21 protein-coding genes are annotated in these 25,207 nt (G+C 62.3%); 7 read left to right on the top strand and 14 right to left on the bottom strand.

The window, feature by feature from the left end; translation table 11 throughout:
* Nucleotides 1-26 precede the first annotated feature (26 nt).
* From hflX to LCU97_RS16535, 7 genes are all read right to left on the bottom strand, one after another.
* Nucleotides 27-1,328, bottom strand: a complete 1,302-nt coding sequence (gene hflX, locus LCU97_RS16565) for a ribosome rescue GTPase HflX (RefSeq protein WP_232777204.1) — start codon at nucleotides 1,326-1,328, stop codon at nucleotides 27-29.
* Nucleotides 1,329-1,340: 12 nt separating this feature from the next.
* Nucleotides 1,341-1,601: an RNA chaperone Hfq gene (gene hfq, locus LCU97_RS16560; RefSeq protein ID WP_053155644.1), complete on the bottom strand. Its 261-nt coding sequence runs from the start codon at nucleotides 1,599-1,601 to the stop codon at nucleotides 1,341-1,343.
* Nucleotides 1,602-1,692: 91 nt separating this feature from the next.
* A complete protein-coding gene (gene miaA, locus LCU97_RS16555; protein ID WP_053155645.1) occupies nucleotides 1,693-2,664 on the bottom strand; it encodes a tRNA (adenosine(37)-N6)-dimethylallyltransferase MiaA in 972 nt (323 codons plus the stop codon).
* Nucleotides 2,664-4,577, bottom strand: a complete 1,914-nt coding sequence (gene mutL, locus LCU97_RS16550) for a DNA mismatch repair endonuclease MutL (RefSeq protein WP_053155647.1) — start codon at nucleotides 4,575-4,577, stop codon at nucleotides 2,664-2,666. Before mutL ends, miaA begins: the two co-directional genes overlap by 1 nt.
* The gene (locus LCU97_RS16545) at nucleotides 4,574-6,004 is read right to left on the bottom strand and encodes an N-acetylmuramoyl-L-alanine amidase (protein ID WP_269802952.1); all 1,431 of its coding nucleotides are present in this window, start codon (nucleotides 6,002-6,004) and stop codon (nucleotides 4,574-4,576) included. The genes mutL and LCU97_RS16545 overlap by 4 nt, the downstream gene beginning before the upstream one ends.
* Nucleotides 6,004-6,474, bottom strand: coding sequence for a tRNA (adenosine(37)-N6)-threonylcarbamoyltransferase complex ATPase subunit type 1 TsaE (tsaE, locus tag LCU97_RS16540; protein WP_053155651.1), 471 nt, complete (start codon nucleotides 6,472-6,474; stop codon nucleotides 6,004-6,006). Before tsaE ends, LCU97_RS16545 begins: the two co-directional genes overlap by 1 nt.
* A complete protein-coding gene (locus LCU97_RS16535; RefSeq protein WP_053155653.1) occupies nucleotides 6,462-7,961 on the bottom strand; it encodes an NAD(P)H-hydrate dehydratase in 1,500 nt (499 codons plus the stop codon). Before LCU97_RS16535 ends, tsaE begins: the two co-directional genes overlap by 13 nt.
* Before the next feature lie 63 nt (nucleotides 7,962-8,024).
* Here LCU97_RS16535 and queG point away from each other — a divergent pair, with 63 nt between their 5' ends.
* Nucleotides 8,025-9,104, top strand: coding sequence for a tRNA epoxyqueuosine(34) reductase QueG (gene queG / locus LCU97_RS16530; protein WP_053155655.1), 1,080 nt, complete (start codon nucleotides 8,025-8,027; stop codon nucleotides 9,102-9,104).
* Here queG and LCU97_RS16525 read toward each other — a convergent pair.
* The gene (locus LCU97_RS16525) at nucleotides 9,086-9,697 is read right to left on the bottom strand and encodes a trimeric intracellular cation channel family protein (RefSeq protein ID WP_053155657.1); all 612 of its coding nucleotides are present in this window, start codon (nucleotides 9,695-9,697) and stop codon (nucleotides 9,086-9,088) included. The genes queG and LCU97_RS16525 overlap by 19 nt on opposite strands.
* A gap of 151 nt (nucleotides 9,698-9,848) precedes the next feature.
* The gene (gene orn, locus LCU97_RS16520) at nucleotides 9,849-10,391 is read right to left on the bottom strand and encodes an oligoribonuclease (protein WP_053155659.1); all 543 of its coding nucleotides are present in this window, start codon (nucleotides 10,389-10,391) and stop codon (nucleotides 9,849-9,851) included.
* A 107-nt stretch (nucleotides 10,392-10,498) separates the two neighbouring features.
* Between orn and rsgA the strand changes: the two genes are divergently transcribed.
* The gene (rsgA, locus tag LCU97_RS16515; protein WP_053155661.1) at nucleotides 10,499-11,530 is read left to right on the top strand and encodes a small ribosomal subunit biogenesis GTPase RsgA; all 1,032 of its coding nucleotides are present in this window, start codon (nucleotides 10,499-10,501) and stop codon (nucleotides 11,528-11,530) included.
* Nucleotides 11,531-11,602: 72 nt separating this feature from the next.
* Here rsgA and motB read toward each other — a convergent pair whose 3' ends face one another.
* Both motB and motA read right to left on the bottom strand, forming a co-directional pair.
* Complete coding sequence (gene motB / locus LCU97_RS16510; protein ID WP_053155663.1) at nucleotides 11,603-12,646, bottom strand: flagellar motor protein MotB; 1,044 nt, start codon at nucleotides 12,644-12,646, stop codon at nucleotides 11,603-11,605.
* Nucleotides 12,647-12,649: 3 nt separating this feature from the next.
* Nucleotides 12,650-13,501 (bottom strand): flagellar motor stator protein MotA, encoded by an 852-nt coding sequence (motA, locus tag LCU97_RS16505; protein ID WP_014336292.1) that lies wholly within the window; start codon nucleotides 13,499-13,501, stop codon nucleotides 12,650-12,652.
* A gap of 155 nt (nucleotides 13,502-13,656) precedes the next feature.
* On the opposite strand from motA, the gene LCU97_RS16500 reads away from it, so the two are divergent.
* From LCU97_RS16500 to LCU97_RS16485, 4 genes are all read left to right on the top strand, one after another.
* A complete protein-coding gene (locus LCU97_RS16500) occupies nucleotides 13,657-15,195 on the top strand; it encodes an HDOD domain-containing protein (RefSeq protein ID WP_232777203.1) in 1,539 nt (512 codons plus the stop codon).
* Between the two features lie 42 nt (nucleotides 15,196-15,237).
* Entirely contained in the window at nucleotides 15,238-16,053 is an 816-nt protein-coding gene (locus LCU97_RS16495) for a rhodanese-like domain-containing protein (protein WP_053155667.1), read from the top strand.
* A gap of 22 nt (nucleotides 16,054-16,075) precedes the next feature.
* Nucleotides 16,076-16,936, top strand: a complete 861-nt coding sequence (gene asd / locus LCU97_RS16490) for an archaetidylserine decarboxylase (protein ID WP_232777201.1) — start codon at nucleotides 16,076-16,078, stop codon at nucleotides 16,934-16,936.
* 135 nt (nucleotides 16,937-17,071) lie between these two features.
* Nucleotides 17,072-18,829: a molecular chaperone gene (locus tag LCU97_RS16485; RefSeq protein ID WP_232777199.1), complete on the top strand. Its 1,758-nt coding sequence runs from the start codon at nucleotides 17,072-17,074 to the stop codon at nucleotides 18,827-18,829.
* 63 nt (nucleotides 18,830-18,892) lie between these two features.
* Here the strand turns inward: LCU97_RS16485 and serB are convergent, their stop codons facing one another.
* The gene (serB, locus tag LCU97_RS16480; protein WP_053155674.1) at nucleotides 18,893-20,107 is read right to left on the bottom strand and encodes a phosphoserine phosphatase SerB; all 1,215 of its coding nucleotides are present in this window, start codon (nucleotides 20,105-20,107) and stop codon (nucleotides 18,893-18,895) included.
* Nucleotides 20,108-20,240: 133 nt separating this feature from the next.
* On the opposite strand from serB, the gene LCU97_RS16475 reads away from it, so the two are divergent.
* Nucleotides 20,241-21,746: an AhpA/YtjB family protein gene (locus LCU97_RS16475; protein ID WP_232777197.1), complete on the top strand. Its 1,506-nt coding sequence runs from the start codon at nucleotides 20,241-20,243 to the stop codon at nucleotides 21,744-21,746.
* A 251-nt stretch (nucleotides 21,747-21,997) separates the two neighbouring features.
* Here the strand turns inward: LCU97_RS16475 and LCU97_RS16470 are convergent, their stop codons facing one another.
* On the bottom strand, nucleotides 21,998-22,708 hold the full coding sequence (locus LCU97_RS16470) for a PqiC family protein (protein ID WP_053155677.1): 711 nt from the start codon (nucleotides 22,706-22,708) through the stop codon (nucleotides 21,998-22,000).
* A gap of 173 nt (nucleotides 22,709-22,881) precedes the next feature.
* Nucleotides 22,882-25,152, bottom strand: coding sequence for a DNA topoisomerase IV subunit A (gene parC, locus LCU97_RS16465; RefSeq protein WP_053155679.1), 2,271 nt, complete (start codon nucleotides 25,150-25,152; stop codon nucleotides 22,882-22,884).
* Nucleotides 25,153-25,207 lie beyond the last annotated feature (55 nt).

Raw genomic sequence — 25,207 nt, 5'->3', positions numbered from 1 at the left:
ATGCCTGACACAGCGTTCTCAGGCTTTTATTGCAAAGTGTGTTGCTCGATGAACTCCATCGGTTGCAGCCCTTCGCGACTGACCAGACGGTTCAGCTCCGATCGAGGCAGGCGTACCGCCAGCAGGCAGGTGCCTTCTTCGTCGTGTTCTTCTTTTTGCACCGCCCCCAACTCGAAGAACTGGGCACGCAGCCGGGCGAAACGCTGCGACAGCTTCAAGGTGCCGACAAACAGGTCGTCGCCCAGCAGCTCGGCCACGGCCTGTTTGAGCAGATCGAGGCCGGTACCGTCCCGGGCCGACAACCAGACCCGCTGCGGCTTGCCATCGGCATCGCGCTGGATCTGCGGCTCCACGCCTTCGAGCAAATCGAGTTTGTTGTATACCTCGAGGATCGGCAAGTCCTGGGCTCCGATCTCGCTCAGCACCACCATGACCTGTTCGATCTGCAACATACGATCCGGCTCGGCGGCGTCGATCACATGCAGCAGCAGGTCGGAGTTGCTCGACTCTTCGAGCGTAGCCCGGAAAGCTTCGACCAGCTTGTGCGGCAGGTGCCGGATGAAGCCTACGGTGTCGGCCAGCACGATCGGCCCGAGGTCGTCCAGGTCAAGCCGGCGCAAGGTCGGGTCGAGGGTGGCGAACAACTGGTCGGCGGCGTAGACGTCCGATTCGGTCACATTATTGAACAACGTGGATTTGCCGGCGTTGGTATAGCCCACCAGCGAAACCGTCGGGATGTCTGCGCGCTTGCGGCCACGGCGCGACTGCTCGCGCTGGCTGCGGACCTTTTCCAGGCGCCCTTTGATCTGGCGCAGGCGGACCCGCAGCAGACGCCGGTCGGTTTCCAGCTGGGTTTCACCCGGGCCACGCAGGCCGATACCGCCCTTTTGCCGCTCAAGGTGAGTCCAGCCACGGACCAGCCGGGTGCTCATGTGCTCGAGCTGGGCCAGTTCGACCTGGAGCTTGCCTTCATGGGTACGGGCGCGTTGGGCGAAAATATCGAGGATCAGCCCGGTTCGATCAATCACGCGGCACTCGAAGACACGTTCGAGGTTGCGTTCCTGACTGGGCGTGAGGATGTGATTGAAAATCACCAGATCGACCTGTTCGGCCTTGACCAGGTCGCGCAACTCCTCGACCTTGCCACTGCCGATCAGGAACTTGGCGGTTGGCCGATGACGCGGCACGTTGAAAAACGCGACGGTCTCGGCGCCGGCCGAAAGTGCCAATTCCTGAAACTCCTGCGGATCTTCGCGCGCCTCAGGGTCCTGTCCTTCCAAGTGAACGAGAATAGTCCGCTCACCACCACCGTGGCGCTCAAAGAACAAAGGAGACTCCTATCAGGCGTTACCCGGCTCAGCGTCACCGCCATCGGATTCGGTTGCGCTTGGCAGACGAATTGCACGAACCGGCACGACTGTCGAGATAGCGTGTTTGTAGACCATTTGGCTGACGGTGTTCTTCAGCAGGATAACGAACTGGTCGAAAGACTCGATCGTCCCTTGCAGCTTGATCCCGTTGACCAGATAGATGGACACCCCAACTTTCTCTTTACGTAAAGTGTTCAAGTAAGGGTCTTGTAGCGAATGCCCTTTTGACATGTGCCGCACTCCTTTAAGGATCAATAATAAAAAACGGAATCAGATGGCTTGGGCCGTCACACCCCCAAGGATAGACGGCAATTGCAAGGACTCAGCCCAATATGGAGATGGTCCCGAGGTATTTCAAGGCGCGTGGCAGATTGTCGCAATCGAGGCTGTCGAGCCAATGCAGGTCAGTCCAACTGCGCAACCAGGTGAACTGGCGCTTGGCCAGCTGGCGCGTGGCAATGATTCCACGCTCCCGCATCTCGGCTGACGTCAGCTTGCCGTCCAGGTAATCCCAGACTTGTCGATAACCCACCGCACGTATAGACGGCAACCCGGCATGCAGGTCACTTCGCTCACGCAGGGCTACGACCTCGTCGATGAATCCCTGTTCCAACATTAATGTGAATCTTTGTTCAATTCGCCGATGCAGCACTTGCCGGTTCGCCGGAGCGATGGCCAGACTCGCGACAGTATAGGGCAATTGTTGCAGTCCCGAAGCGGCTGCTTCAGTACTTTGCGCAGATTGTCGCTGGCGCAGGGCGGTCATGCTCTGGCCGCTGACCCGATAAACTTCCAAGGCCCGGCTGAGCCGCTGCGGATCGTTGGGGTGAATACGGGCTGCCGACACCGGGTCAATGGCCGCCAATTGCTCATGCAACGCCTGCCAGCCAAGGCGTTCAGCCTCTTCTTCGATCTGTGCGCGCACCTCGGGGTCCGCCGCTGGCATGTCGGCCAGCCCGTCGACCAGCGCTTTGTAATACAGCATCGTGCCGCCCACCAGCAACGGGATCTTGCCCCGCGCGGTGATCTCGGCCATGGCCTGGAGGGCGTCGCGACGGAAATCGGCGGCCGAGTAGGCTTCGGCCGGGTCGAGGATGTCGATCAACCGATGGGGGAACTCGGCCAGCAGTTCTTTCGATGGCTTGGCGGTGCCGATGTCCATGCCCCGGTAGACCAGCGCCGAATCGACACTGATCAACTCGCAAGGCAAGACCTTGGTCAGTTCGATGGCCAGGTCGGTCTTGCCGGCGGCGGTCGGCCCCATCAGGAATATGGCGGGTGGCAACTGGCTCATCAACGACCGCGCAGAAACAGTTTGTCCAGGTCGTCCAGGCCCAGTTGGGTCCAGGTCGGCCGGCCATGGTTGCATTGACCGCTGCGCTCGGTGTTTTCCATGTCCCGCAGCAGGCCGTTCATTTCCGGCAGGGCCAGGCGCCGGTTGGCGCGAATTGCGCCGTGGCAGGCCATGGTGCCGAGCAGTTCGTTCAGGTGCGCCTGGATCCGGTCGCTGGTGCCGTACTCCATCAAGTCCGCCAGCACATCGCTGACCAGGCGATTGGCCTCGGCCTGCTTGAGCAACGCAGGGATCTGTCTGATCGCCAGGGTTTCCGGGCCCAGGCGCTGCAATTCGAAGCCAAGGCGCTGGAACCAGCTCACATGCTCTTCGGCGCAATCGGCTTCGCGCTGGCTCACGGCCAGGGATTCAGGCACCAGCAACGGCTGGCCGCTGAGGCCTTCGCTGGCCATGGCGACCTTCAGCCGCTCATACATGATCCGCTCGTGGGCCGCGTGCATGTCCACCAGGACCAGGCCCTGAGCGTTTTCCGAGAGAATATAGATACCCTTGAGCTGCGCCAGGGCATAGCCCAGCGGTGGAACATCGCCCTGCCCATCGGGCAGCGTCGCGGCGCCGGTTTCAGGCAGGGGTTTGAAAAACTCCCGATAGGCCGCCTGGGCTTCGGCGACCGGCACGTTCGATTGTGGACGCGGGGTGTATTGATACTGATAGCCGCTGCCTGCGCCGCTACCCGCCGAGCTGTAGTTCGGTTGGGATTGAGGTTGCTCCAGCAAGGTATTGGCTGCCAGGCGCATCTCGCCCTGGGGACCGAACTCGCCAGCTTCCAGGCCGGTCGGGCGAACCATGCCCGCCACCGCAGCCGGCGCAGCCAACTGGTCTTCCGGGCGCACATCGCCCAAGGCACGGTGCAGGGTGCCGTAAAGAAAATCGTGCACCATGCGCCCATCGCGAAAGCGCACTTCATGCTTGGTCGGGTGCACGTTGACGTCCACCACCGACGGATCGACCTCGAAGAACAATACGAAGGTCGGATGCCGACCATTGAACAGCACGTCGCGATAAGCCTGGCGTACCGCGTGAGCCACCAGCTTGTCGCGCACGGCCCGGCCGTTCACATAGAAGTACTGCAAATCCGCCTGGCTGCGGGAGAAGGTCGGCAACCCGACCCAGCCCCACAGGTGCAAGCCATTGCGCTCCACCTCGATGGGCAATGCCTGCTCCAGGAAACCCGAGCCGCACACCGCCGCCACGCGCCGGGCGCGGGCTGCATCGTCACGAGCCTCATGCAGGCTGAGGATGGTCTTGCCGTTGTGGCGCAGATGAAAGGCCACGTCGAAACGCGCCAGGGCCAGGCGCTTGATGACTTCTTGCAGGTGATCGAATTCGGTTTTCTCGGCCTTCAGGAACTTGCGTCGGGCCGGGGTATTGAAGAACAGGTCGCGCACTTCCACCGAGGTGCCCACCGGGTGGGCGGCGGGCTGGACCCGGGAAGCCATGTCCCGGCCTTCAGTCTCGACTTGCCATGCCTGGTCGGCGTCACGGGTGCGCGAGGTGAGGGTCAGGCGCGACACCGAACTGATGGATGCCAGAGCCTCGCCACGGAACCCCAGGCTCATGACGCGTTCGAGGTCTTCCAGGTCGCGGATCTTGCTGGTGGCGTGACGCGCCAGTGCCAGCGGCAGGTCATCGGCGGGAATACCGCCGCCGTCGTCGCGCACCCGCAGCAGCTTGACGCCGCCCTGCTCGACATCCACATCGATACGCCGGGCACCGGAATCGAGGCTGTTTTCCAGCAGTTCCTTGATGACCGACGCCGGGCGCTCGACGACCTCGCCAGCGGCGATCTGGTTCGCCAGCCGGGGGCTGAGCAGCTCGATGCGGGCGTTGCCGCCAATCACTTCATCACTCATTGCTGGGCCGCCACTTCATTGCCGGGGATGGTCAGGGTCTGGCCGATCTTGAGCTCGTCGCTCTTGAGGTTGTTGGCGCTGCGCAAGAGCGCGGGCGACACCTGGTAGCGAACGGCGATCATCGCCAGGGTTTCGCCAGGGGTGACCCGGTGGTCCCGTGGGCCCTGGGCGATCTTGCCGGAATCACGCAACCAGGCGATGTAGGTGCCCGGCGGCGGATTCTGCTGGAAGAATTGCCGCACGCCACTGCTGATGGACCGGGCCAGCGCCTGCTGATGACTGGAAGACGTCAGTTTGGAGGCTTCGTTGGCGTTGGAGATGAAACCGGTTTCCACCAGGATCGACGGGATGTCCGGCGATTTGAGCACCATGAACCCAGCCTGCTCGACGCGCTGCTTGTGCAACGGCGTGACACGACCGATGTTGCTCAGGACCTTCTGGCCGACGTTCAGGCTGGACGTCAGCGAGGCTGTCATCGACAGGTCGAGCAACACGCCAGCAAGCATCCGGTCCTTGTCGTCGAGGCTGACGTTGCCGGCACCGCCAATCAGGTCGGAACGGTTTTCGCTGTCGGCCAGCCAGCGGGCAGTCTCGGAGGTGGCGCCACGGTCGGACAGCGCGAACACCGAGGCCCCGAACGCCGCCGCCGAAGGGGCAGCGTCGGCATGAATGGAGACGAACAGGTCGGCCCCCTTCTTGCGGGCGATCTCGGTACGGCCGCGCAATGGAATGAAGTAGTCGCCGGTACGGGTCAATTCGGCGCGGAAGCCTTTCATGCCGTTGACCTGGCGTTGCAGTTCGCGAGCGATGGACAGCACCACATCTTTTTCCCGCTGCCCACGCGAGCCCGAGGCTCCCGGGTCTTCGCCACCGTGGCCGGCGTCGATTACCACAATGATGTCACGCTTTCCGGCCGGGGCCGGTGGCAGCTTGATAGCCGGTTCGGCAGGCGTCACCGGTACCGCTGGAACCGTGGCGACATTGGAGGGGGGCGGTGGCGGCGGTGCGGCATCGGCCGGGTTGTCGAACAGATCCACCACCAGTCGGTTGCCGTACTGGGCATTGGGGGCCAGGGTAAAGCTTTTCGGGGTCACGGCTTTTTTCAGGTCGATGACCACCCGCAGGTCGGTCGGCGTGCGCTGCGCCGAACGCATCGCGGTAATCGGTGTGTTGGCGGTGGCCACGTTCAGCGGCGCGCCCAGGGACGCGCCATTGATGTCGATCACCAGGCGATCCGGGGCGGTCAGGGTGAATACGCTGTGCTGTACCGGGCCCGTCAGGTCGAACACCAGCCGAGTATTGTCCGGCGCTCGCCAGAGGCGAACGCTGTTGACCTTCGTCTCAGCCACAGCATCGACGGCCAGTGCCGTAAGCAACAGTCCTACGACAGCAACCACCGCGCGAAAGCGCATACCAAACCCCATCATCAATTAGTTTCCAGTGCCAACTCGGCACACCACGACTCGCCACGCGAGCCTTGCGGGGTCAGTTTCACCGAACGCCCGCCATTCTGCGCGCCAATGGTAATGGTCAGGTCAGGCTTTGGCAAAAAGCCTGCACCCTTGCAGGGCCATTCGATCAGGCACAAGGCATCGTCTTCGAAATAATCACGGATGCCGAGAAACTCAAGCTCCTCAGGGTCCACCAACCGATACAAATCGAAATGGAAGGCGCGGATATCACCGATTTCGTAGGGCTCTACCAGTGTGAACGTAGGACTTTTTACCGCGCCAACATGCCCGAGGCCGCGAATGATGCCCCGTGACAGAGTGGTCTTGCCCGCGCCAAGGTCGCCTTCGAGAAAAATCAGGCCGTGGCCTGCCGTAGTACGCGCAATGCGGGCACCGAATTGCGCCATGGCTTGCTCGTCAGCCACATACAGGGTTACTTCAGGCAAGGTGATTGCTCCTCCAACAACTGACGAATGGCCGGGATCAGATCGGTCGCCGCCAGGCCTCGGCCCGACCGGCCGGCTTGCGCACCGGCATTGGCATGCAGCCAGACCGCCAGGCACGCGGCCTCGAAGCCTTCCATGCCTTGGGCCAGCAAGGCGCCGACCACGCCAGCCAGCACGTCCCCCAGGCCGGCGGTGGCCATGGCCGGATGGCCCTGACTGCAAACGGCCAGGCGACCGTCCGGGCTGGCAATCAGGCTGCCGGCGCCCTTGAGGATCACCGTGGCGGTGTATTTCTTGCTCAACGCCAGGGCCGCTGCCGGCCGGTCGGCCTGCACCTGGGCCGTGGAAATCGCCAGCAGCCGTGCCGCCTCCCCCGGATGCGGAGTGATCACGCAGTGCTCGGGCAAGCGGACAGCACCGGTGCTCAGCAGGTTCAGCGCGTCGGCGTCCCACACTTGTGGCAATGGTGCATTGGCCACCGCCGACAACAGACTGCGCCCCCAGGCGGCTTGTCCCAATCCAGGTCCGACCACCAGCACGTCAGCCTGCTCCAACAGGCCCATCAACTGATTCGCCGAATGAGTACCCTGCGCCATGACCTCCGGCAAACGCGTCAGCGCCGCCGAGACATGCTCGCTGCGGGTTGCCATGGAAACCATCCCTGCGCCACAACGCAGGGCGCTTTCGGCGCTCATCAGGATCGCTCCGCCAAATCCTCGATCGCCGCCGATCAACAGGACGTGACCGAACGAGCCTTTATGGGAAGTGGGTGCGCGAGGCGTCAGACGGGGGAGATTTTTTTGTGAGAGCAATCGTGCACTGAACGGTGCCGACTCAACGAGATCCGGATCGGCGTGCAGGTCGTCGAAGACCAGCTCACCGACTCGGTCCGCCGCATCGCCGGTAAACAGGCCCTGCTTCAGGCCAATGAACGTTACCGTCAGGTCAGCCGTGACCGCCGTACCCAGCACACGTCCGGTGTCGCTGCACAGACCGGAAGGGATATCGACCGCGGTGACCGGCAGCCCACTGACGTTGATCGTGTCGATTGCTCGCACATAGGGCTCACGCACATCGCCACTCAAGCCCGTGCCGAGCAAGGCGTCCAGCAGCACGCCACGCAACTCGGATTCGTCGGTCCATGCCTCAAGCGGCACGCCCACCGCCACGGCCTCGGCATGGGCAATGGCAGCGTCGCCCTGCAGGCGACGGGGCTCGCCTACCGTCAGCACTCGCACCGACCAGCCGGCACGGCGGGCCAGGGTCGCCACCAGAAATCCATCGCCGGCGTTATTGCCATGGCCTGTCATCACGGTCAGCTCAGCGGCCTTTGGCCAGCGCCGGACGATCGCCCGCCAAGTGGCACGGGCGGCGCGCTGCATCAATTCGAAGCCGGTGGTACCTGCCGCGATCAACTGTGCGTCGAGGGCCCGGATCTGCGCGGCACTGTACAGCGCGTCGGGAAAATCATCTTTAATGTGCGGCATGCGTCTTCGGGCTCCGATGTCTGGCAGAATTATACGCATCTCAGCTCCGGTTTCTCTCGCCACATGCCTGCCACTTCCACAGATCTCTCCGTCCTCGCCCAATCCATCAAGGACTGGGGCCGCGAGCTGGGCTTCCAGCAGGTCGGCATCAGCGGCCTGGACCTCGCCGAGCACGAGCAACATTTGCAACGCTGGCTCGAGGCCGGCTACCACGGCGAAATGGACTATATGGGCGCCCATGGCAGCAAACGCTCGCACCCCGAGGAGCTGGTGCCGGGCACGTTGCGCGTAGTATCCCTGCGCATGGACTACCTGCCGGGCGATACGCAAATGGCGCATATGCTCGGCCAACCGGAAAAAGCCTACGTCTCGCGTTATGCGTTGGGCCGCGATTACCACAAATTGATCCGTAAACGCGTGCAACAATTGGCAGAAAAAATCCAGGCGGTCATCGGCCCTTTCGGTTACCGCGCCTTTGTCGACAGCGCCCCTGTATTGGAAAAAGCCATCGCCGAACAGGCCGGCCTCGGCTGGATCGGCAAGAACACCCTCGTGCTGAACCGCAAGGCTGGCAGTTATTTCTTCCTGAGCGAGTTGTTCGTCGACCTGCCGTTGCCGGTCGATCCACCGCACGCCACCGAACACTGCGGGAAATGCACCGCCTGTCTGGATATCTGCCCCACGAACGCCTTTGTCGGCCCCTACCAGCTGGATGCCCGCCGCTGCATTTCCTACCTGACGATCGAGTTGAAGAACGCTATCCCGGAAGAACTGCGTCCGTTGATCGGCAACCGGGTGTTTGGCTGTGATGACTGCCAGATCGTTTGTCCATGGAATCGCTTTGCCCGACCGTCCGGGGAGAGCGACTTCAAGCCCCGTCACAACCTGGACAACGCCGGGCTGGCCGAACTGTTCCTGTGGGACGAGGACACCTTCCTCAAGAGCACCGAAGGCTCGCCGCTGCGCCGGGCAGGCTATGAGCGCTGGCTGCGCAATCTGGCGGTGGGCCTGGGCAATGCACCCTCAACGATTCCGGTACTGCAGGCGCTGCAAGCGCGGCGCGATCATCCTTCGCCACTGGTACGTGAACATGTGGAATGGGCGCTGCGTCAACACAACGGGCATCAAACCTCGTCGTTGTAGACGAACTTCGGCATTTCCCAGTGGAAGCGGATCGCCAGGAGCCGCAGCAGGAACCCGCCGAACAGCGTGATGAGAATTGCCTGCTCGCTCGGCAATTGCAGGTACACGCACAGCAAGTAGCACCATGCCGCGGCAAACGAAACGCTGGCATACAGTTCGCGACGAAAGATCAGTGGAATATCGTTACAGAAAATGTCCCGCAGGATGCCACCGAATACACCAGTGATCACACCGCTGACAGACGCCACCAGCATGCCATGGCCCATTTCCAGGGCGGTCATGCAACCGATCAGTGTGAACGCCACCAGGCCCGCGGCGTCGAGCACCAGGAACATCGAGCGCAGATGACGCATCCAGCGCGCCAGGAACACCGTCAGCATCGCCGCCGCGGTGGTCAGCACCAGGTATTCCGGATGCTTGACCCAGGTGAGCGGGTAATGGCCCAGCAAAACGTCGCGCACCGAGCCGCCACCCAGGGCCGTGATACAAGCGATCAACACCACGCCAAACCAGTCCATGCCACGCCGCCCGGCGGACAGGGCGCCGGTCATGGCTTCGGCGGTGATGGCGATCAGATAAAGCATCAGCAACATGGCGGCGGTCCTGGCAGGAAGGCGCGCAGTCTAGCCATTTAGCGCCAGCACCAAAAGAGGGCAAGGCAACGGCCTCTACCTGAACCCCCTGTCCTTGATCCAGACAGCTCCCTCGCCACAAAAGCAATCTCGCCAGTCACTGGGGTGCTGTTTAGAACTTGATGAAATGCTTGCGGTAATGCTGCAACTCGGCGATGGACTCACGGATGTCGTCCAGTGCCAGGTGACTGCCGCCTTTCTGGAAGCTGTCGCGCACCTGTGGCGCCCAGCGGGCGGCCAGTTCCTTGAGGGTGGAAACGTCCAGATTGCGGTAATGGAAGTAGCTTTCCAGGGACTTCATATGGGTATAGAGGAAGCGACGGTCCTGGCAGATGCTGTTGCCGCAGATCGGCGACTTGCCTCTGGGCACCCACTGCTCAAGGAAGGCGATGGTCTGGGCTTCAGCCTCGGCCATGCTGATCTTGCTGTCGCGCACCCGTTGGGTCAGGCCCGAACCACCGTGCTGGCGAGTGTTCCATTCATCCATGCGGGCCAGGACTTCATCGCTGTGGTGGATCGCGATCACCGGACCTTCGGCCAGGGTGTTGAGATCACTGTCGGTGACGATAGTGGCCATTTCGATGATGACGTCGGTATCAGGATTCAGACCCGTCATTTCCAGGTCGATCCAGATCAGGTTTTGCGGATTTTGCATGGGGGGCTCCTCGGCGTAGCTGCGCAGTTTAGCCTAGGCAGGCCATTGGGCGTGCTAAACTCGCCGCCGTTTTATCCAATAGCTGCATTCTTCGATACGGAACACCCATGGCCAAACGCCAACTCAATCGCCGCCAGAACTGGCGCATCGAAAAGATCCAGGGCGAGCGCGCAGCCCGCGCCGCCAAACGTGAATCCAGCGCGGTGCAGGCGCTGGAAGGCGGCGATCTGGGCCCGGAACAGACCGGGCTGGTGATCGCCCACTTCGGTGTACAAGTCGAGGTCGAGGCCCAGGAAGGCGAACTGGCCGGACAAGTGTTCCGCTGCCACCTGCGAGCCAACCTGCCGGCCCTGGTGACGGGCGATCAGGTGGTCTGGCGGGCCGGCAACCAGGGTATCGGTGTGATCGTGGCCCAATTGCCGCGCCATACCGAACTGTGCCGTCCCGACAGCCGCGGCCAGCTCAAGCCGGTGGCAGCCAACGTCGACATGATTGTGATCGTGTTCGCCCCAATGCCCGAACCCCATGCCAACCTGATCGACCGTTACCTGGTAGCGGCCGAACACGCTGGCATCCGCCCGCTGTTGCTGCTCAATAAATTCGACCTGATCGATGAGCACAACGCCCCGGCATTGAACGCCTTGCTGGCGGTCTATCGCCAATTGGGCTACCCGGTACTGGAGGTCTCGGCCCACCACGGCAACGGCATGGAACAATTGCAACGGCAACTGGACGGGCGCATCAGCGTGTTCGTCGGCCAGTCGGGTGTCGGCAAGTCTTCATTGGTCAACAGCCTGCTGCCAGACGTTGAAACCCGTGTCGGGCCGTTGTCCGAACTGTCCGGCCAGGGCACCCACACCACCACCACCGCGCGCCTGTTCCACTTCCCAGGCGGTGGTGAGCTGATCGACTCGCCGGGCATTCGCGAATTCGGCCTGGGTCATGTCAGCCGGGCTGACGTAGAGGCCGGGTTCATCGAGTTCAATGACCTGATCGGCACTTGCCGATTCCGCGACTGCAAACACGACCGCGAGCCGGGTTGCGCCCTGCTCAAGGCATTGGAAGAAGGTCGGGTGCAGCAGCAGCGGATGAACAGCTATCGCTCGATCATTGCCAGTTTGCCGGAAAGCAGCTACTGACCCGGCAGGATGCCTTTCTGTGGCGGGCACCCATAAAAAAGCCGCGAATAATCGCGGCTTTTTTATTTGGGCTCACTGCGCGGGCGCTGCGGCCGGCTTCGGCGCGGCATCCTCGAACAGGTTCAGACGCTCGCGCAGTTCATGGGCCGGTACCGGCTGCTGATCTGCCGGCAAGGCGTTCGGATCAACCGCCGCACCCGGCGTCGCGGCCGGTGGCGCCTCGCCTGGGGCGCCCTGCCCCTGGGCAGGATCTGACGACGGTTCATCGGTCTGGGAGCCTTCGATGGCCTGCTGGGCCTTCTTGGTCAGCACCACGATGTCGATACGCCGGTTCACCGGGTTGAAGGGGTCCTTGCGGTCGAACAACGCCGACGAGGCATAACCGACCACCCGCGCCACCTGCTCGTCCGGATAACTGCCAGCCACCAGCGCACGACGGGCCGCGTTGGCGCGGTTGGCAGACAACTCCCAGTTACCGAAGTCGCCCTTGCCGATATAAGGCGTGGCATCGGTATGGCCGCTGATGCTGATCTTGTTCGGCACCGCCTTGATAGTGTCGGCCATGGCCAGCAGGATGTCCTCGAAATAAGGCTTCAGGCGCGCGCTGCCGGAGTCGAACATCGGCCGGTTCTCGGCGTCCATGATCTGGATGCGCAAGCCGTTCGGCGTGATCTCGAACAGGATCTGGTCCTTGAACTTCTGTAGCTGGGGGTTCTCCTCGACCTTGTTCTGCAATTCCTGGAGAAGCAGCTCCAGACGCTCGCGCTCGACCTGCTCGGCCATGCCTTCGGCCTCATTGGCATCGACCGTTGCCTTGTCGGGCTGAGGCTGGGATTTGACTTCGGGGTTGAGGGTGTTTTCCGGCGCCAGGACCGGAGAACCGCCCAGGTCAATGATGTACGGCGTGCCGCTTTCGGAAAAACCGACCGGGTCCTTGAAGTAGCCGGCGATGGCGATCTTCTGTTCCGGAGTCGCGGTGGACAGCAGCCACAGCACCAGGAAGAACGCCATCATCGCCGTCGCGAAGTCGGCGAACGCGATTTTCCAGGCGCCGCCGTGATGCCCCCCGGCGATGCGCTTGACGCGTTTTACGATGATCGGCTGGTTATTTTCCATAACTTAACGACCGCGAACCGCTTGTTCCAGCTCGGCGAAGCTTGGACGGTGCGCCGGATACAGGACCTTGCGACCGAACTCCACCGCCAACGATGGCGGCATGCCCGAGGCCGAGGCCACCAGGGACGCCTTGATGGCTTCATAGACGTTGAGCTCTTCCTTGGCATCGTGGGCCAGGGAATGAGCCAACGGGCCGAAGAACCCGTAGGCAGCCAGGATACCGAAGAAGGTACCGACCAGCGCCGCACCCACGTGCAGGCCGATGGACTTCTGGTCGCCATCGCCCAGGGAGGCCATGGTCACCACGATGCCCAATACCGCAGCGACGATACCGAAGCCGGGCATACCGTCGGCGATACCGTTGACGGCGTGGGACGGGTGCTCCAGGTCTTCCTTGAGACTGTACAGTTCCATGTCGAACAGGCCTTCCAGCTCATGGGGAGCCATGTTGCCGGACGACATGATGCGCAGGTAGTCACAGATGAACGCCGTCATCCGGGCGTCCTTGAGCACGGAGGGATACTTGGCGAAGATCGGGCTGGCGGCGGCGTCTTCGATGTCGCCTTCGATCGCCATCATGCCTTCGCGGCGGCTCTTGTTGAGGATCTCGTAGATCAGGCCCAGCACTTCCAGATAGAAAGTGTGACTGAAGCGCGAACCGAACATGCTCAGGGATTTCTTGAGCACGTGCATGGTCATGTAGCCGGGGTTGGCCTGCAAAAATGCGCCAAGGGCCGCACCACCGATGATCAGCACCTCGAAGGGCTGGATCAGGGCGGCAATCTTGCCATGGGAGAGCACGTATCCGCCGAGCACGCTCGCGAACACGACAATGATGCCGATAATTTTAGCCATAGATAGAAAGTACTTATTTAAGTCGGGTTCAAGGTCATATTCGGAAGCTGGAAAATCTCTTCTTCTCCTTATCGGCAAAACTGCGCCAGACTATAGCCAGTTCTGGCGAAAAGCCAATTTTGCCCTGTTGCAGCATGGGATGATCACGTCCAGCCATGGCTAACGAAACGAAAGTTCCAACTCCGCGACCGACCACGCTCGAAGGCTGGGTAAAGCTGCTCGCGGGCGTCCATCTGCCGGTGCCGCAGGCCAGTCACGACCTGGTCTGCAAGGCCGTCGCCGACAGCAACCGCTCGTTGCGCGATATCGCCGAGCTGATGCAGGACAGCCCCGCCCTCGCCCTGAGCGTCATCCGCGAAGCCAACCATCACACCCATGGCAACCTCGCCGAGCCCGCGGAAAATCTGGAAGTGGCCATCAACCGTCTCGGCCTCAAGCGCACCGAGGAGCTGCTGGTACGCCTGCCCTCGCTGCCTGAGAGAGAAATTCCCGTCGCGCTGCGCCAACTGCAATTGATAAGCCAACACGCCACCCAACAAGCCAATGGTTTTTTCGCCAGTCGCCTGGCGCGGCTGTGGCAGGACATTCACTGGGGCAGCCTGTTGTTCCTCTCGCCACTCTGGCCCATGGCGCTGACGCATCCGCGCCTGCTGGGGGAATGGGAGCAGCGGGTTCTCCATCAGGGCCAGCAGGCCAGCGAGGTAGAGCGCGAGCTGTTCGGCGTCGGCCTGTTGAACATCTGCCTGGCGATGGTAGAAGCCTGGCGCCTTCCGATCTGGGTAGCACAGGGTTATCGGTTGCTGCTCAACGAACGTCACGAGCTGGTGAAAGTCTTGCGCATCGCCCGGGACAGCGAACATCCACTGCGTCAGCAAAATCGCCTGGACGATGACCCGACCCTGCGGCGCTGGCTCAATCAACCGGCCAACACCGTGCTGCTGGCTAATGGCCTGGCGCTTTCGGCGCACCATGCCTGGGACGACGCCCACAGCGCACGCTGGCAATACCTCACAGGCTTGTACCTGCAAATTCCTGTTGAGGAGATCCAGCAGCAACTGCACCAACAAGCAGCCATCAGCGCCCGTCAGCACAGCATGCCAGACCTCTGGCACCCGGCGGCGGCCCTGATCTGGCCCCCCGGCAGCCGCCGCATCCCCTCCGGACGATCGTCGACTTCCCCCTCCAGCACCGTCGACCTGGCCCGGTGGCGCCAACAATGCACCGCCTTGCTGGTGGAACCGAGCCCCTTCAGCAACGCCATGCACCTGACCACCGCCGCCCGCGACGCCCTGGCGGCGTGCGGCATGCGCCGGGTGATGATCCTGATGGCCGACCGCAGCCAGACCAATGTGCGGGTACACCAGACCGCCGGCCTGCCCAGCGAGGCAACGTCCATGAGTTTTCCCATCGGCCAGAGCAAGGTCTTACAGCGGCTGCTGGCACAACAGGCACAGGTTCGCCTGAACCCTGAAAACAACGCCCAGTTTTCGGCACTGTTGCCGCCGGTCCTGCGCGGCCTGTTCAAGGGCGAGCACCTGCTGTTGCGCTCACTGACCTGCAATGGCCGGGTCATCATGCTGGTGGTCGTGGACCAGGGCGGCGGACCGTTTTCGGACGTGACAGTCCAGGCCTTCGGCAAAACCGTGCAATGTATCGAGCGGGCCCTGCATACCTTTACCAACCGCGGCCGTTGAACTTGGTACAATCCTTTCCCTTTGCGCTCCAGGAGACCTCACATGCCTGACTTCTCTGGCTTGCCGCTGGTGATCGAACCGAGCGACCTGCTTGCGCGCCTCGACGCCCGCGAACTGATTCTGGTGGACCTGACCAGCGTCGCCCGCTACAGCACCGGCCACATTCCCGGCGCGCGCTTTGTCGATCCCAAGCGTACGCAACTGGGCCAGCCCCCGGCGCCAGGCCTGTTGCCGGCAAAGGCCGATCTCGAAACGCTGTTTGGCGAGCTCGGGCACAACCCGGATGCGGTCTACGTGGTCTATGACGACGAAGGCGGCGGCTGGGCCGGGCGTTTTATCTGGCTGCTGGATGTCATCGGCCACTCGAACTATCACTACCTCGACGGCGGCCTGCTGTCGTGGCTGGACGAAGGCCTGCCGGTGACCACCGAAGTACCGGCCAGCGCTGGCGGCCCGGTGGCGCTCACGCTGCACGACGAGCCCACCGCCACCCGCGAATATTTGCAGAGCCGTCTCGGCGCCGCCGACCTGGCGATCTGGGACGCACGCGGCCCGCTGGAATACACCGGGGAAAAAGTCGTGGCGGCCAGAGGCGGACACATCCCGGGCGCGATCAATTTCGAATGGACCGCTGGCATGGACTCGGCACGCAACCTGCGTATCCGCCGGGACATGCCCCAGATCCTCGAGCGCCTGGGTATCACACCGGACAAAGAAATCATCACCCATTGCCAGACTCACCACCGCTCCGGCTTCACCTATCTGGTGGCCAAGGCGCTCGGCTACCCACGGGTCAAAGGCTATGCCGGCTCCTGGGGCGAATGGGGCAACCACCCCGATACCCCTATCGAGCTTTGAAGGTTCCCAAAAAGGACGATTAATGAAAAACCGCTTGTTTATCCTCACCCAGTACCTGCTGCCTCACCACCTGCTGTCGCGGCTGGCCGGCTGCATCGCCGAATGCCGCGTGCGCTGGTTCAAGAACGCATTCACCGCGTGGTTCGCCAAGCGCTATCAAGTGGACATGTCCCAAGCCCTGGTGGAGGACCTGACTGCGTACGAGCATTTCAACGCCTTCTTCACCCGCGCCCTGAAGGACGGCGCCCGCCCGCTGGACGAAACGCCTGGCGCGATCCTCAGCCCCGCCGACGGCGCCGTCAGCCAGCTCGGCCCGATCGAGCACGGTCGGGTGTTCCAGGCCAAGGGCCACAGCTTCAGCGTGCTGGAACTGCTGGGCGGCGACTCGGCCAATGCAGCGCCGTTCATGGGCGGCGATTTCGCCACTATCTACCTGTCACCCAAGGATTATCACCGCGTGCACATGCCGCTGGCCGGCACGCTGCGGGAGATGGTCTACATTCCGGGGCGGATCTTTTCGGTCAACCAGACCACCGCCGAAAACGTTCCGGAACTGTTCGCCCGTAACGAACGCGTAGCCTGCATCTTCGACACCGAGCGCGGCCCCATGGCCGTGGTGCTGGTGGGCGCGATGATCGTGGCGTCCATCGAAACCGTCTGGGCCGGTCTGGTCACGCCCCCCAAGCGCGAGCTCAAGACCTTCCGCTACGACGAAGCCGCCCGTGCGCCGATCCATCTGGAAAAAGGTGCCGAACTGGGCCGCTTCAAGCTGGGTTCCACTGCCATCGTCCTGTTCGGACCGGGCCAGGTGAAATGGGCCGAGGAGCTGGTGGCCGGTTCGCCGGTGCGGATGGGCCAAGGCCTGGCTTTGCCCAAGGCCTGAGTCACCGACCACCCTGTGGGGGGCGAGCCTGATCGCTCCCACAGGTCTATCCAGTACAGATCGAGCACCTCTTTCGGCCACACCTGCTAGAGTTGAAGGCATCCTTTTCGTTTTCAGCCGGAGCCCGTCCACGGCATGAATGAGACCCGCCCTCTCCAGCTATTGCGCGTCTTGACCCCGACGCAATCACGCCTGTCGTTCTGCGATGCCACACCGCGCGACCTCAAACGCTGGATCGCCAACCTGCCCAAGGCCAATATCGGCGAAACGGCCCGCCTGCTATACCAGGCCATCGGCGAACTCAACCTGATGCTCACACCCAGCGAAAACCGCCTGCAGTTGCTCGAATTGCTGCGCCCCGAGGTGTATTACGTCTGCAAGCACCTGGAGCGGCACTTCCTGCAGCAAGCTATCGTGCTGGACGACCGTTCGCGCAAAATCGTCAACCTGTGCCAGGCCCTGCAAAGTCATCTGGCGATGGGCTACAAACAGATCGTGGCGCGCATCGCACCGAAATTCACCAAGGACCGCGCCCGCCTGCTGAGCACCGCACTGCAACGTGCGATACATGCCCTTAACGGCCCGCTGATGCGCGCCACCGAGCTGTACAGCCCGGTGCCTGAAGGGTTATGGCTCGACTTGCACCAGTTGTACCGGATCGCCTGCCAGCATCGGTTGCAGCATCAGGGCGTCAGCGACGAGCTGGCCAGTCAGGTCCAGCAACTGAGTCCGGAGCAAAGTTATGTTGTTGCCCTGCTGTTGGGCGCATCACGCAGCAATCAGCTGCGCCAGGGTCAGATAGCCCGATTGGCCGAAGTGCTTGAAACGTGGAGCCAGTCGATCAAGCTGGACCCGGCCAACTCGGCCTCCAGTTTGTTTGCCGTCGCACCGGAACTCGATGTCGGGCCTCGCTACCGCTCCAAATTCAGGGCCGAGCAACAGCCAGGCCTGCTGGGGTTCGATCCTCAACCGCTGGTACGCGCCATCGCCCTCCATCTGCAGCAACCTGCCGACCACACCTTGCCGGTACCTGGCGGAATGAGTGCCGATACCTTGCAACACCTGCAGGCGGCCTGGGGCGAGGCCGTCGAGCGCAGCTTCCAGCGTACCGAGGGCAATGGCACGCTGACATTGTGCGTGGGCATGAGCGCGCTGCATTACTACCTCGGCGGCGAACGCTCTTTCAGCGAAATTCTAAAGAGCCCCACCACACGCAAGGCCCGATTCGAAGCGTCCACAAGCAAGACCAACGACACCTGGAAACAGGCCTTCGACGCCGCGCCCGCCGGGGACAGCGACCTGTTGCCCTACGAAGAAATCGAGTATCCGGCCAACCCGTCCGACGAAGATGGCAGCGGCTCGGACCACCGGCACCATTTCCCAACCTACGAGCTGCCGATCATCAACCATAGCCCCGGGGGTTACTGCCTCGGTTGGCCGAAGGAAGTACCGGAACAATTGCAAGCCGGGGAAATGGTCGGCATCCGGGACGCCAACGATCAGGCCTGGAGCATTGCCGTGGTGCGCTGGATCCGCCAGGTGCGCAACGGCGCCATGCAAATGGGCATCGAATTGGTCGCACCCTATGCCCAGCCTTGCGGCTTGCAGCTGGTTCGGGAGCCGGATGAGCAAGGTCATTATTTACGGGGCCTGCTGCTGCCGGAGATCAGCGCCATCGACCTGCCACCCACCATGATCGCCCCACGCCTGCCCTTCCAGGAAGGGCAAAAGGTGGTGATCAATACCAATGGCCAGGAACACCGGGCCGGACTGGACCGCCGGGTAACCAGCACCCATAGCTTCAACCAGTTCGCCTATCACCAGGAGGATTCGGAGCCCACCGGGAAGGGTGACTCCGAGGGGGATTTCGATTCGTTGTGGAAATCGCTTTAGGCTTGAACACATACCCCGTGGCGAGGGAGTTTGTTCCCTCGCCCACGGGAATGCGCAGGGCGGTTAGAGCTGCCCGTCGCGATCCCTGAAGCCCAGCAGATACAACACCCCATCCAGCCCCAGGGTCGAGATCGCCTGCCGGGCCGACTGCTTGACCAGCGGCTTGGCGCGGAACGCCACACCCAGGCCCGCAATCGCCAGCATCGGCAAATCGTTGGCACCGTCGCCCACGGCGATGGTCTGCTCAAGGCGCAGGCCTTCTTTCTCAGCCAGTTCGCGCAGCAGGTCCGCCTTGCGCTGGGCATCGACGATCGGCTCCACAGCCACGCCGGTCACCTTGCCGTCCACCACTTCAAGCTCGTTGGCGAACACGTAGTCGATGCCAAGCTTGGCCTGCAACTGCCTGGCGAAATAGGTGAAGCCACCGGACAGAATCGCTGTCTTGTAGCCCAGGCGCTTGAGCTCGGCGAACAGGGTCTCGGCGCCTTCGGTCAAGCGCAGTGACGCACCGATGGAGTCCAACACGCTGACGTCCAGACCTTGCAGCAACGCCAGGCGCTCCTTGAAGCTGGCACGGAAATCCAGCTCACCGGCCATGGCTCGCTCGGTGATGGCCGACACCTTGTCGCCCACGCCGGCCGCTTTCGCCAGTTCATCGATGACCTCGGCCTCGATCAAGGTCGAATCCATGTCGAACACCGCCAGGCGGCGATTGCGACGGAACAGCGAATCTTCCTGGAAGGCGATATCGACGTTCAGCTCCTGAGCAACGCTGAGGAACTCGGCACGCAGCGCCTGGGGATCGGCCGGCTCGCCGCGCACGGAAAACTCGATGCACCCCTTGCCCCTGTCGGCCGGGGTGTCCAGCGGCATCCGCCCGGACAGTCGGTCGATGTGGTCGATGTTCAGGCCATATTTGGCGGTGATCGCACTGACACGTTGCAATTGCTCGGCGGTGACCTTGCGAGTCAGCAGGGTGACGATGTGACGCTGCTTGCCCTGGCCCGCGACCCAATGCTGGTAATCCGCTTCGGATACCGGCGTGAAACGCACCTGTTGGTCGAGTTTGTAAGCGGTGAACAGGATGTCCTTGAGCACCGACTTGCCCTGTTCGGCGTCCGGGATTTCAACCAGGATGCCAAAAGATAGCGTGTCGTGAATCACCGCCTGGCCGATGTCGAGAATGTTTACACCACCTTGGGCCAGGACGCCGGTAATGGCCGCAGTCAGACCCGGACGGTCGCTGCCAGTGATGTTTATCAGGACGATTTCGCGCAAGGCGCACCCCCGCAGGTGGAAAAAAACCGCATTCTACCCACTTTCGGTGACCATCGGGCACCGCCAGTGCTTTGCCGGTCATGGGCCTGTCGCTATACTGCGCGTCAATTTCACGGACAAAGAGCCGAGCTCAGTGAACCGGCCCACGCCAGTCAAGACCGACAATTTCTTCCTGCTGATCTTCCGTGCACTGCGCCACCGTCGCGTGCCGATCGCATTGCGCATCGCCAGCCATAACGTGATCCTGGTCGCCCTGGCCCTGGTCATCTATGCCTGCGTGATGGGCTTGCAGTTCAAGCAGGCGATGCACGAACAGGCCGACGCCCTGGGTGAGAGCCTGACCACCCAGACCGCCACGTCCGCTACCGAGTTGCTGGTGTCCAATGACATCCTCAGCCTCAATGTGCTGCTCAACAACCTGACCAAGAACAAATTGGTGGCCCACGCCGCCATCTACAGCGTGGACAACCGCATCCTCGCCGAAGCCGGCCAGCGTCCCAAGCCGGGCCTGCTGGGCGAGTCCGGTGGCATGTACCAGAGCAAGATCACCTTCCAGGACGTGACCGCCGGGCAACTGCGCATCAGCCTGGACATGGACCAGTTCCAGCAACCAATGACCATCAGTCTCCAAAGCATGGGCATTCTCAGCGCGATACTGTTGGCCCTGGCCTTGGCCTTGAGCCTGCGCCTGGGACGGCACCTTTCCACGCCGTTATTGCAATTGCGCCTCTGGCTGCGGGACATCGACGAACATACGCCGGCCACCCAACGCCAGGACGAAATCGGCGACCTCGCCCGACAGCTGCACGCCAGCTTCGCACCGGAGCCCGAGCCCGTACCGGAGCCTGAAGAGATCGACCTCGACGATGACGAGCCCGGTTTCGAAGTACGCAACCTGCGCGATCCCGGCTTCGACGAAAGCCCGCCAATGCCTGCGGCCAAGGCTGCCCCACGCCACGTGGTGCGCACGGTTGAGGACGACGAGGACGACGCCTTCGCCGATTTGCGGGACGAATCGATTGCCGGGGAACCGCGACCGGCCGCCCGGGCCGTGGCCTCGAACCAGCCACAGCACAGCGCCGTACTGGCCGTGCAATTGGGCGCCCAGGACCAGTTGCGCCGCCTGCCCCAGGCGCGCCTGAAAGAACTGCTCGAACGCTATCGCGATTGCCTCGACCAGGCCGCCTCGCTTTACCAGGGTGAGTTGCACACCCTGAACGATGGCAGCACCCTGATGCTGTTCCACACCGAAGACAGCGGCGACGACTATCTGACCAACGCCATCTGCTGCGGAGAACTGCTGCGGGCGCTGGGTCATCAGTTGCAGATCGAAGTGGCCGACAGTGGTATCACCCTGCAACTGCAATTGGGCCTGACTTTGGGCGAGGGGCTGTTCGGCCTGAGCCAGATTGATCTGTTGCTGACCGAAACAGCCCAGGATGCCCTGGCCTTGTCACAGCACAGCCGCAACCTGCTGCTGGTGGAGCGCAAGATCAACGACGACGCCCTGATCCGCCAGCGCACCCGTATCCGTCCTATCGCCAGCCCTGAAGGCGCCTGCTGCGTGGAACGGCTGATGGAACCCTATCCGTCCTTGCTGGAGCGGCAACTGGCGCGGATGCACGAGCGCCAGGCCTGATCCAGTAGCTGGTACGACGAAGCCCGCAGATGAGTGATTGCCTGCGGGCTTTTTTGTTGTCTGCGGCCTCCCAATCGCGAGCAGGCTCGCTCCCACAAGGGATCCAAGGGGGTTACAGAATCCGCGTCCACTGGAGATCTCTGTGGGAGCGGGCTTGCTCGCGAAGAGCCGGCACAGACATCAGAAATCCACCACCCAGAAACAACAAAGCCCGCTTCAACGCGGGCTTTGTCATGTATCCAGTCCAATCCTCAGAACCTGAACACTTCCATATCCGTACGAATCGGCAAGGCCATCGGAATCTTCGGGGACTTCTCCGGCTCGACAGGCTTGGCCTGGGTCGGAGCTGGCTTGCGCGTTGGCGCTTCGACGATCGGAGGCTGGTTGGCCAAAGGCTTGAGCGCCGTCGATAGCTGCTCGGCCAGGCGTTGTACCAGAACGCCTTGAGCCTGGACCTGGGCAGCGGTCGTACCGGCATGCTGCTCCTGCAAATGAACGATACGGTTCTCGCGGACCTTGCCGCGACGGTCGATCAACCGCCATTGAGCGTCGAGCACTGCCGGTTGCGACTTGCCTGAGTCCAGGCGGGTAATTGACAGCAGCACCTGGACATCCGGGGTGAAGCCCTGGGTAGCTGGTGCCAGAACGACGCGCTGACTGTCCAGATGCCCGGCTACCTGACGCAGCAGCAACTGGTCGATGTCCGAGGAAAGACTTCCGGCCCAGCGACCGTCGGTGGCGGCCTGCAGGCTGCCATCGGGTTGGCGTTGCAGCAAGGTTTCGCGTTGCAGGTAATCAGCGATCAACACAGGACCCAGCAACACAGCCATACCTGTGCTTTGCGCAGGCTGGGCCGGGGTCCCACTGTCGAGTTGATACAGCGACACCGGTTGATTGACGCTGCAGCCCGCCAGGCCAAGCAGACCGGCGAGCCAGAGAATAGGGAGGCGCAGAGCAGTCATCGTTCCGTCCAGGTGGCGGCCACAAGGCTTACCACAGTGAAAAAATACTCGGTCATTATGAAGAACGCTCGGCCACGCCGGCGCTTGAAAGGGCCTATCATCCGTGAATATGCGTTCCGACTCCAGCGCGAAAGCACCGATCTGCGGCTTTTAATCGCAGACCGAGGCCTCTGTTACGCCTGATTCAGGTTTTCGACGAGCAGCGCATCCACTCGCTGGAAACCCCTCGGAAGCTTGTTGCCCCGGCGACCGCGTTCACCCTTGTAATGCTCAAGATCGTCCGCTTTCAATGAAAGCGTACGCTTTCCAGCCTGCAGCACAAGCGTGGCACCCTCCGGTAATACTGCAATATCCGTGACAAATTCCTCACGGCTCGCAACCCGTTCGCCGGAAATGCCGATTATTTTGTTGCCTTTACCTTTCCCCAGCTGTGGCAGGTCGCTGATCTTGAAGACCAGCAAACGGCCTTCGGTCGTCACCGAAGCCAGCCAGTCGTTATCCCGGTCGGCGACCGATCGCGGTGCAATGACCCTGGCGTTGTTCGGCAGGCTCAACAGGGCCTTGCCCGCCTTGTTCTTGGCTTGCAGATCCTCGCCCTTGACCACGAAACCGTAGCCGGCGTCCGACGCGATAACGTACAACCCGTTATCATCAGGCATCAGCACGCATTCAAAAGTTGCACCCGCTGGCGGAGTTAATCGACCGGTCAGCGGTTCGCCCTGGCCCCGAGCCGACGGCAGGGTATGGGCGGCGACCGAATAGCTGCGCCCCGTCGAGTCGATGAACACCGCAAACTGGTTCGAGCGCCCAGGCGCCAGGGCCTTGAAACCATCCCCGGCCTTATAGGAAAGCCCCGCAGCGTCAATATCGTGACCCTTGGCGGAGCGCACCCAGCCTTTCTCCGACAGTACGACGGTCACTTTCTCATTTGGCAACAGGTCATGTTCGCTCAACGCCTTGGCTTCGGCGCGCTCGACGATAGGCGAGCGACGGTCGTCACCGTAGGTTTCGGCATCCTTGAGCAACTCGCTGCGCACCAGCTTCTTGAGCTTGGCTTCGCTGCCCAGCAGGGCGAGCAGCTTGGCCTGCTCCTTGAGCAACTCATCCTGCTCGGCGCGCAACTTCATCTCTTCCAGCCGTGCCAATTGCCGCAAGCGGGTGTCCAGGATGTAGTCGGCCTGGACTTCGCTCAGGGCAAAACGCTCGATGAGCCTGGCCTTGGGCTGATCCTCGGTACGAATGATGTGGATCACTTCGTCCAGGTTGAGATAGGCGATCAGCAAGCCGTCCAACAGATGCAGGCGGCGCTCGACCTTGTCCAGGCGGAATTGCAGGCGGCGGCGCACTGTTTTAACGCGAAACTCCAGCCACTCCACCAGCAGCGCCCGCAGATTCTTCAGTTGCGGCTTGCCGTCCAGGCCAATGATGTTGATGTTGACCCGGTAGCTGGACTCCAGATCGGTACTGGCGAAGAGATGTTGCATCAACGCCTCATGATCGACCCGGCTGTTGACCGGAATGATCACGATGCGGCACGGATTTTCATGGTCGGACTCGTCGCGCAAGTCGGCCACTTGCGGCGCTTTGGATGGTTTTGCCTGCATCATCGCGGCAATTTGTTCCAGAACCTTGGCCCCGGACACCTGATGCGGCAGCGCGGTGACGATGATGTCGCCGTCCTCGATGTGGTACACGGCGCGCATACGCACCGAACCACGACCGGTTTCATAGATTTTCAACAAATCCGCCCGAGGCGTGATGATTTCCGCCTCGGTCGGGTAGTCCGGCCCTTGGATATGCTCGCACAGCTGCTCCACCGTGGCTTTCGGCTCGTCCAGCAGGCGCACGCAGGCGGTGGCGACTTCCCGCAGGTTGTGGGGCGGCACGTCAGTGGCCATGCCCACGGCAATGCCCGTGGTGCCATTGAGCAGGATATTCGGCAAACGCGCCGGTAACACCAGGGGTTCATCGAGGGTACCGTCGAAGTTCGGCCCCCAGTCCGCCGTGCCCTGCCCCAGTTCGCTGAGCAGCACTTCGGAATAACGCGACAGCCGCGCCTCGGTGTAACGCATCGCGGCGAAGGACTTCGGATCGTCCGGCGCACCCCAGTTACCCTGGCCGTCCACCAGTGTGTAGCGGTAGCTGAACGGCTGGGCCATCAGCACCATGGCCTCGTAGCACGCCGAGTCGCCATGGGGGTGAAACTTGCCGAGCACGTCGCCGACAGTCCGCGCCGACTTCTTGTGCTTGGCGTCGGCGTCTAGCCCCAACTCGCTCATGGCATAGACGATCCGCCGCTGAACCGGCTTCAAGCCGTCGCCGATGTGCGGCAGGGCGCGGTCCATGATCACGTACATGGAGTAATTGAGGTAGGCATTTTCGGTGAAGTCAGCCAGCGATCGGCGCTCTACGCCGTCCAAGCTGTCTGCAAGAATGTCGCTCATGCGGGCCTCATCAGTTCATTGTCTGGCGCGGCGGGAATGCCGCCGCGCAGGGTAA

The organism is Pseudomonas uvaldensis (assembly GCF_021271205.1).
Taxonomy (GTDB): domain Bacteria; phylum Pseudomonadota; class Gammaproteobacteria; order Pseudomonadales; family Pseudomonadaceae; genus Aquipseudomonas; species Aquipseudomonas uvaldensis.
This window is presented reverse-complemented; position numbering and strand designations above follow the sequence as displayed.

Bases quoted from the DNA above. Each gene is read 5' to 3' on its own strand.
- LCU97_RS16545 (WP_269802952.1), bottom strand. From the start codon at position 6,004: ATGATGGGGTTTGGTATGCGCTTTCGCGCGGTGGTTGCTGTCGTAGGA.
- LCU97_RS16470 (WP_053155677.1), bottom strand. From the start codon at position 22,708: ATGACTGCTCTGCGCCTCCCTATTCTCTGGCTCGCCGGTCTGCTTGGC.
- orn (WP_053155659.1), bottom strand. From the start codon at position 10,391: ATGCAAAATCCGCAAAACCTGATCTGGATCGACCTGGAAATGACGGGT.
- LCU97_RS16500 (WP_232777203.1), top strand. From the start codon at position 13,657: ATGGCTAACGAAACGAAAGTTCCAACTCCGCGACCGACCACGCTCGAA.
- parC (WP_053155679.1), bottom strand. From the start codon at position 25,152: ATGAGCGACATTCTTGCAGACAGCTTGGACGGCGTAGAGCGCCGATCG.
- LCU97_RS16495 (WP_053155667.1), top strand. From the start codon at position 15,238: ATGCCTGACTTCTCTGGCTTGCCGCTGGTGATCGAACCGAGCGACCTG.
- motB (WP_053155663.1), bottom strand. From the start codon at position 12,646: ATGGAAAATAACCAGCCGATCATCGTAAAACGCGTCAAGCGCATCGCC.
- queG (WP_053155655.1), top strand. From the start codon at position 8,025: ATGCCTGCCACTTCCACAGATCTCTCCGTCCTCGCCCAATCCATCAAG.
- LCU97_RS16485 (WP_232777199.1), top strand. From the start codon at position 17,072: ATGAATGAGACCCGCCCTCTCCAGCTATTGCGCGTCTTGACCCCGACG.
- motA (WP_014336292.1), bottom strand. From the start codon at position 13,501: ATGGCTAAAATTATCGGCATCATTGTCGTGTTCGCGAGCGTGCTCGGC.
- LCU97_RS16535 (WP_053155653.1), bottom strand. From the start codon at position 7,961: ATGCCGCACATTAAAGATGATTTTCCCGACGCGCTGTACAGTGCCGCG.
- rsgA (WP_053155661.1), top strand. From the start codon at position 10,499: ATGGCCAAACGCCAACTCAATCGCCGCCAGAACTGGCGCATCGAAAAG.
- hfq (WP_053155644.1), bottom strand. From the start codon at position 1,601: ATGTCAAAAGGGCATTCGCTACAAGACCCTTACTTGAACACTTTACGT.
- asd (WP_232777201.1), top strand. From the start codon at position 16,076: ATGAAAAACCGCTTGTTTATCCTCACCCAGTACCTGCTGCCTCACCAC.
- mutL (WP_053155647.1), bottom strand. From the start codon at position 4,577: ATGAGTGATGAAGTGATTGGCGGCAACGCCCGCATCGAGCTGCTCAGC.
- LCU97_RS16525 (WP_053155657.1), bottom strand. From the start codon at position 9,697: ATGTTGCTGATGCTTTATCTGATCGCCATCACCGCCGAAGCCATGACC.
- miaA (WP_053155645.1), bottom strand. From the start codon at position 2,664: ATGAGCCAGTTGCCACCCGCCATATTCCTGATGGGGCCGACCGCCGCC.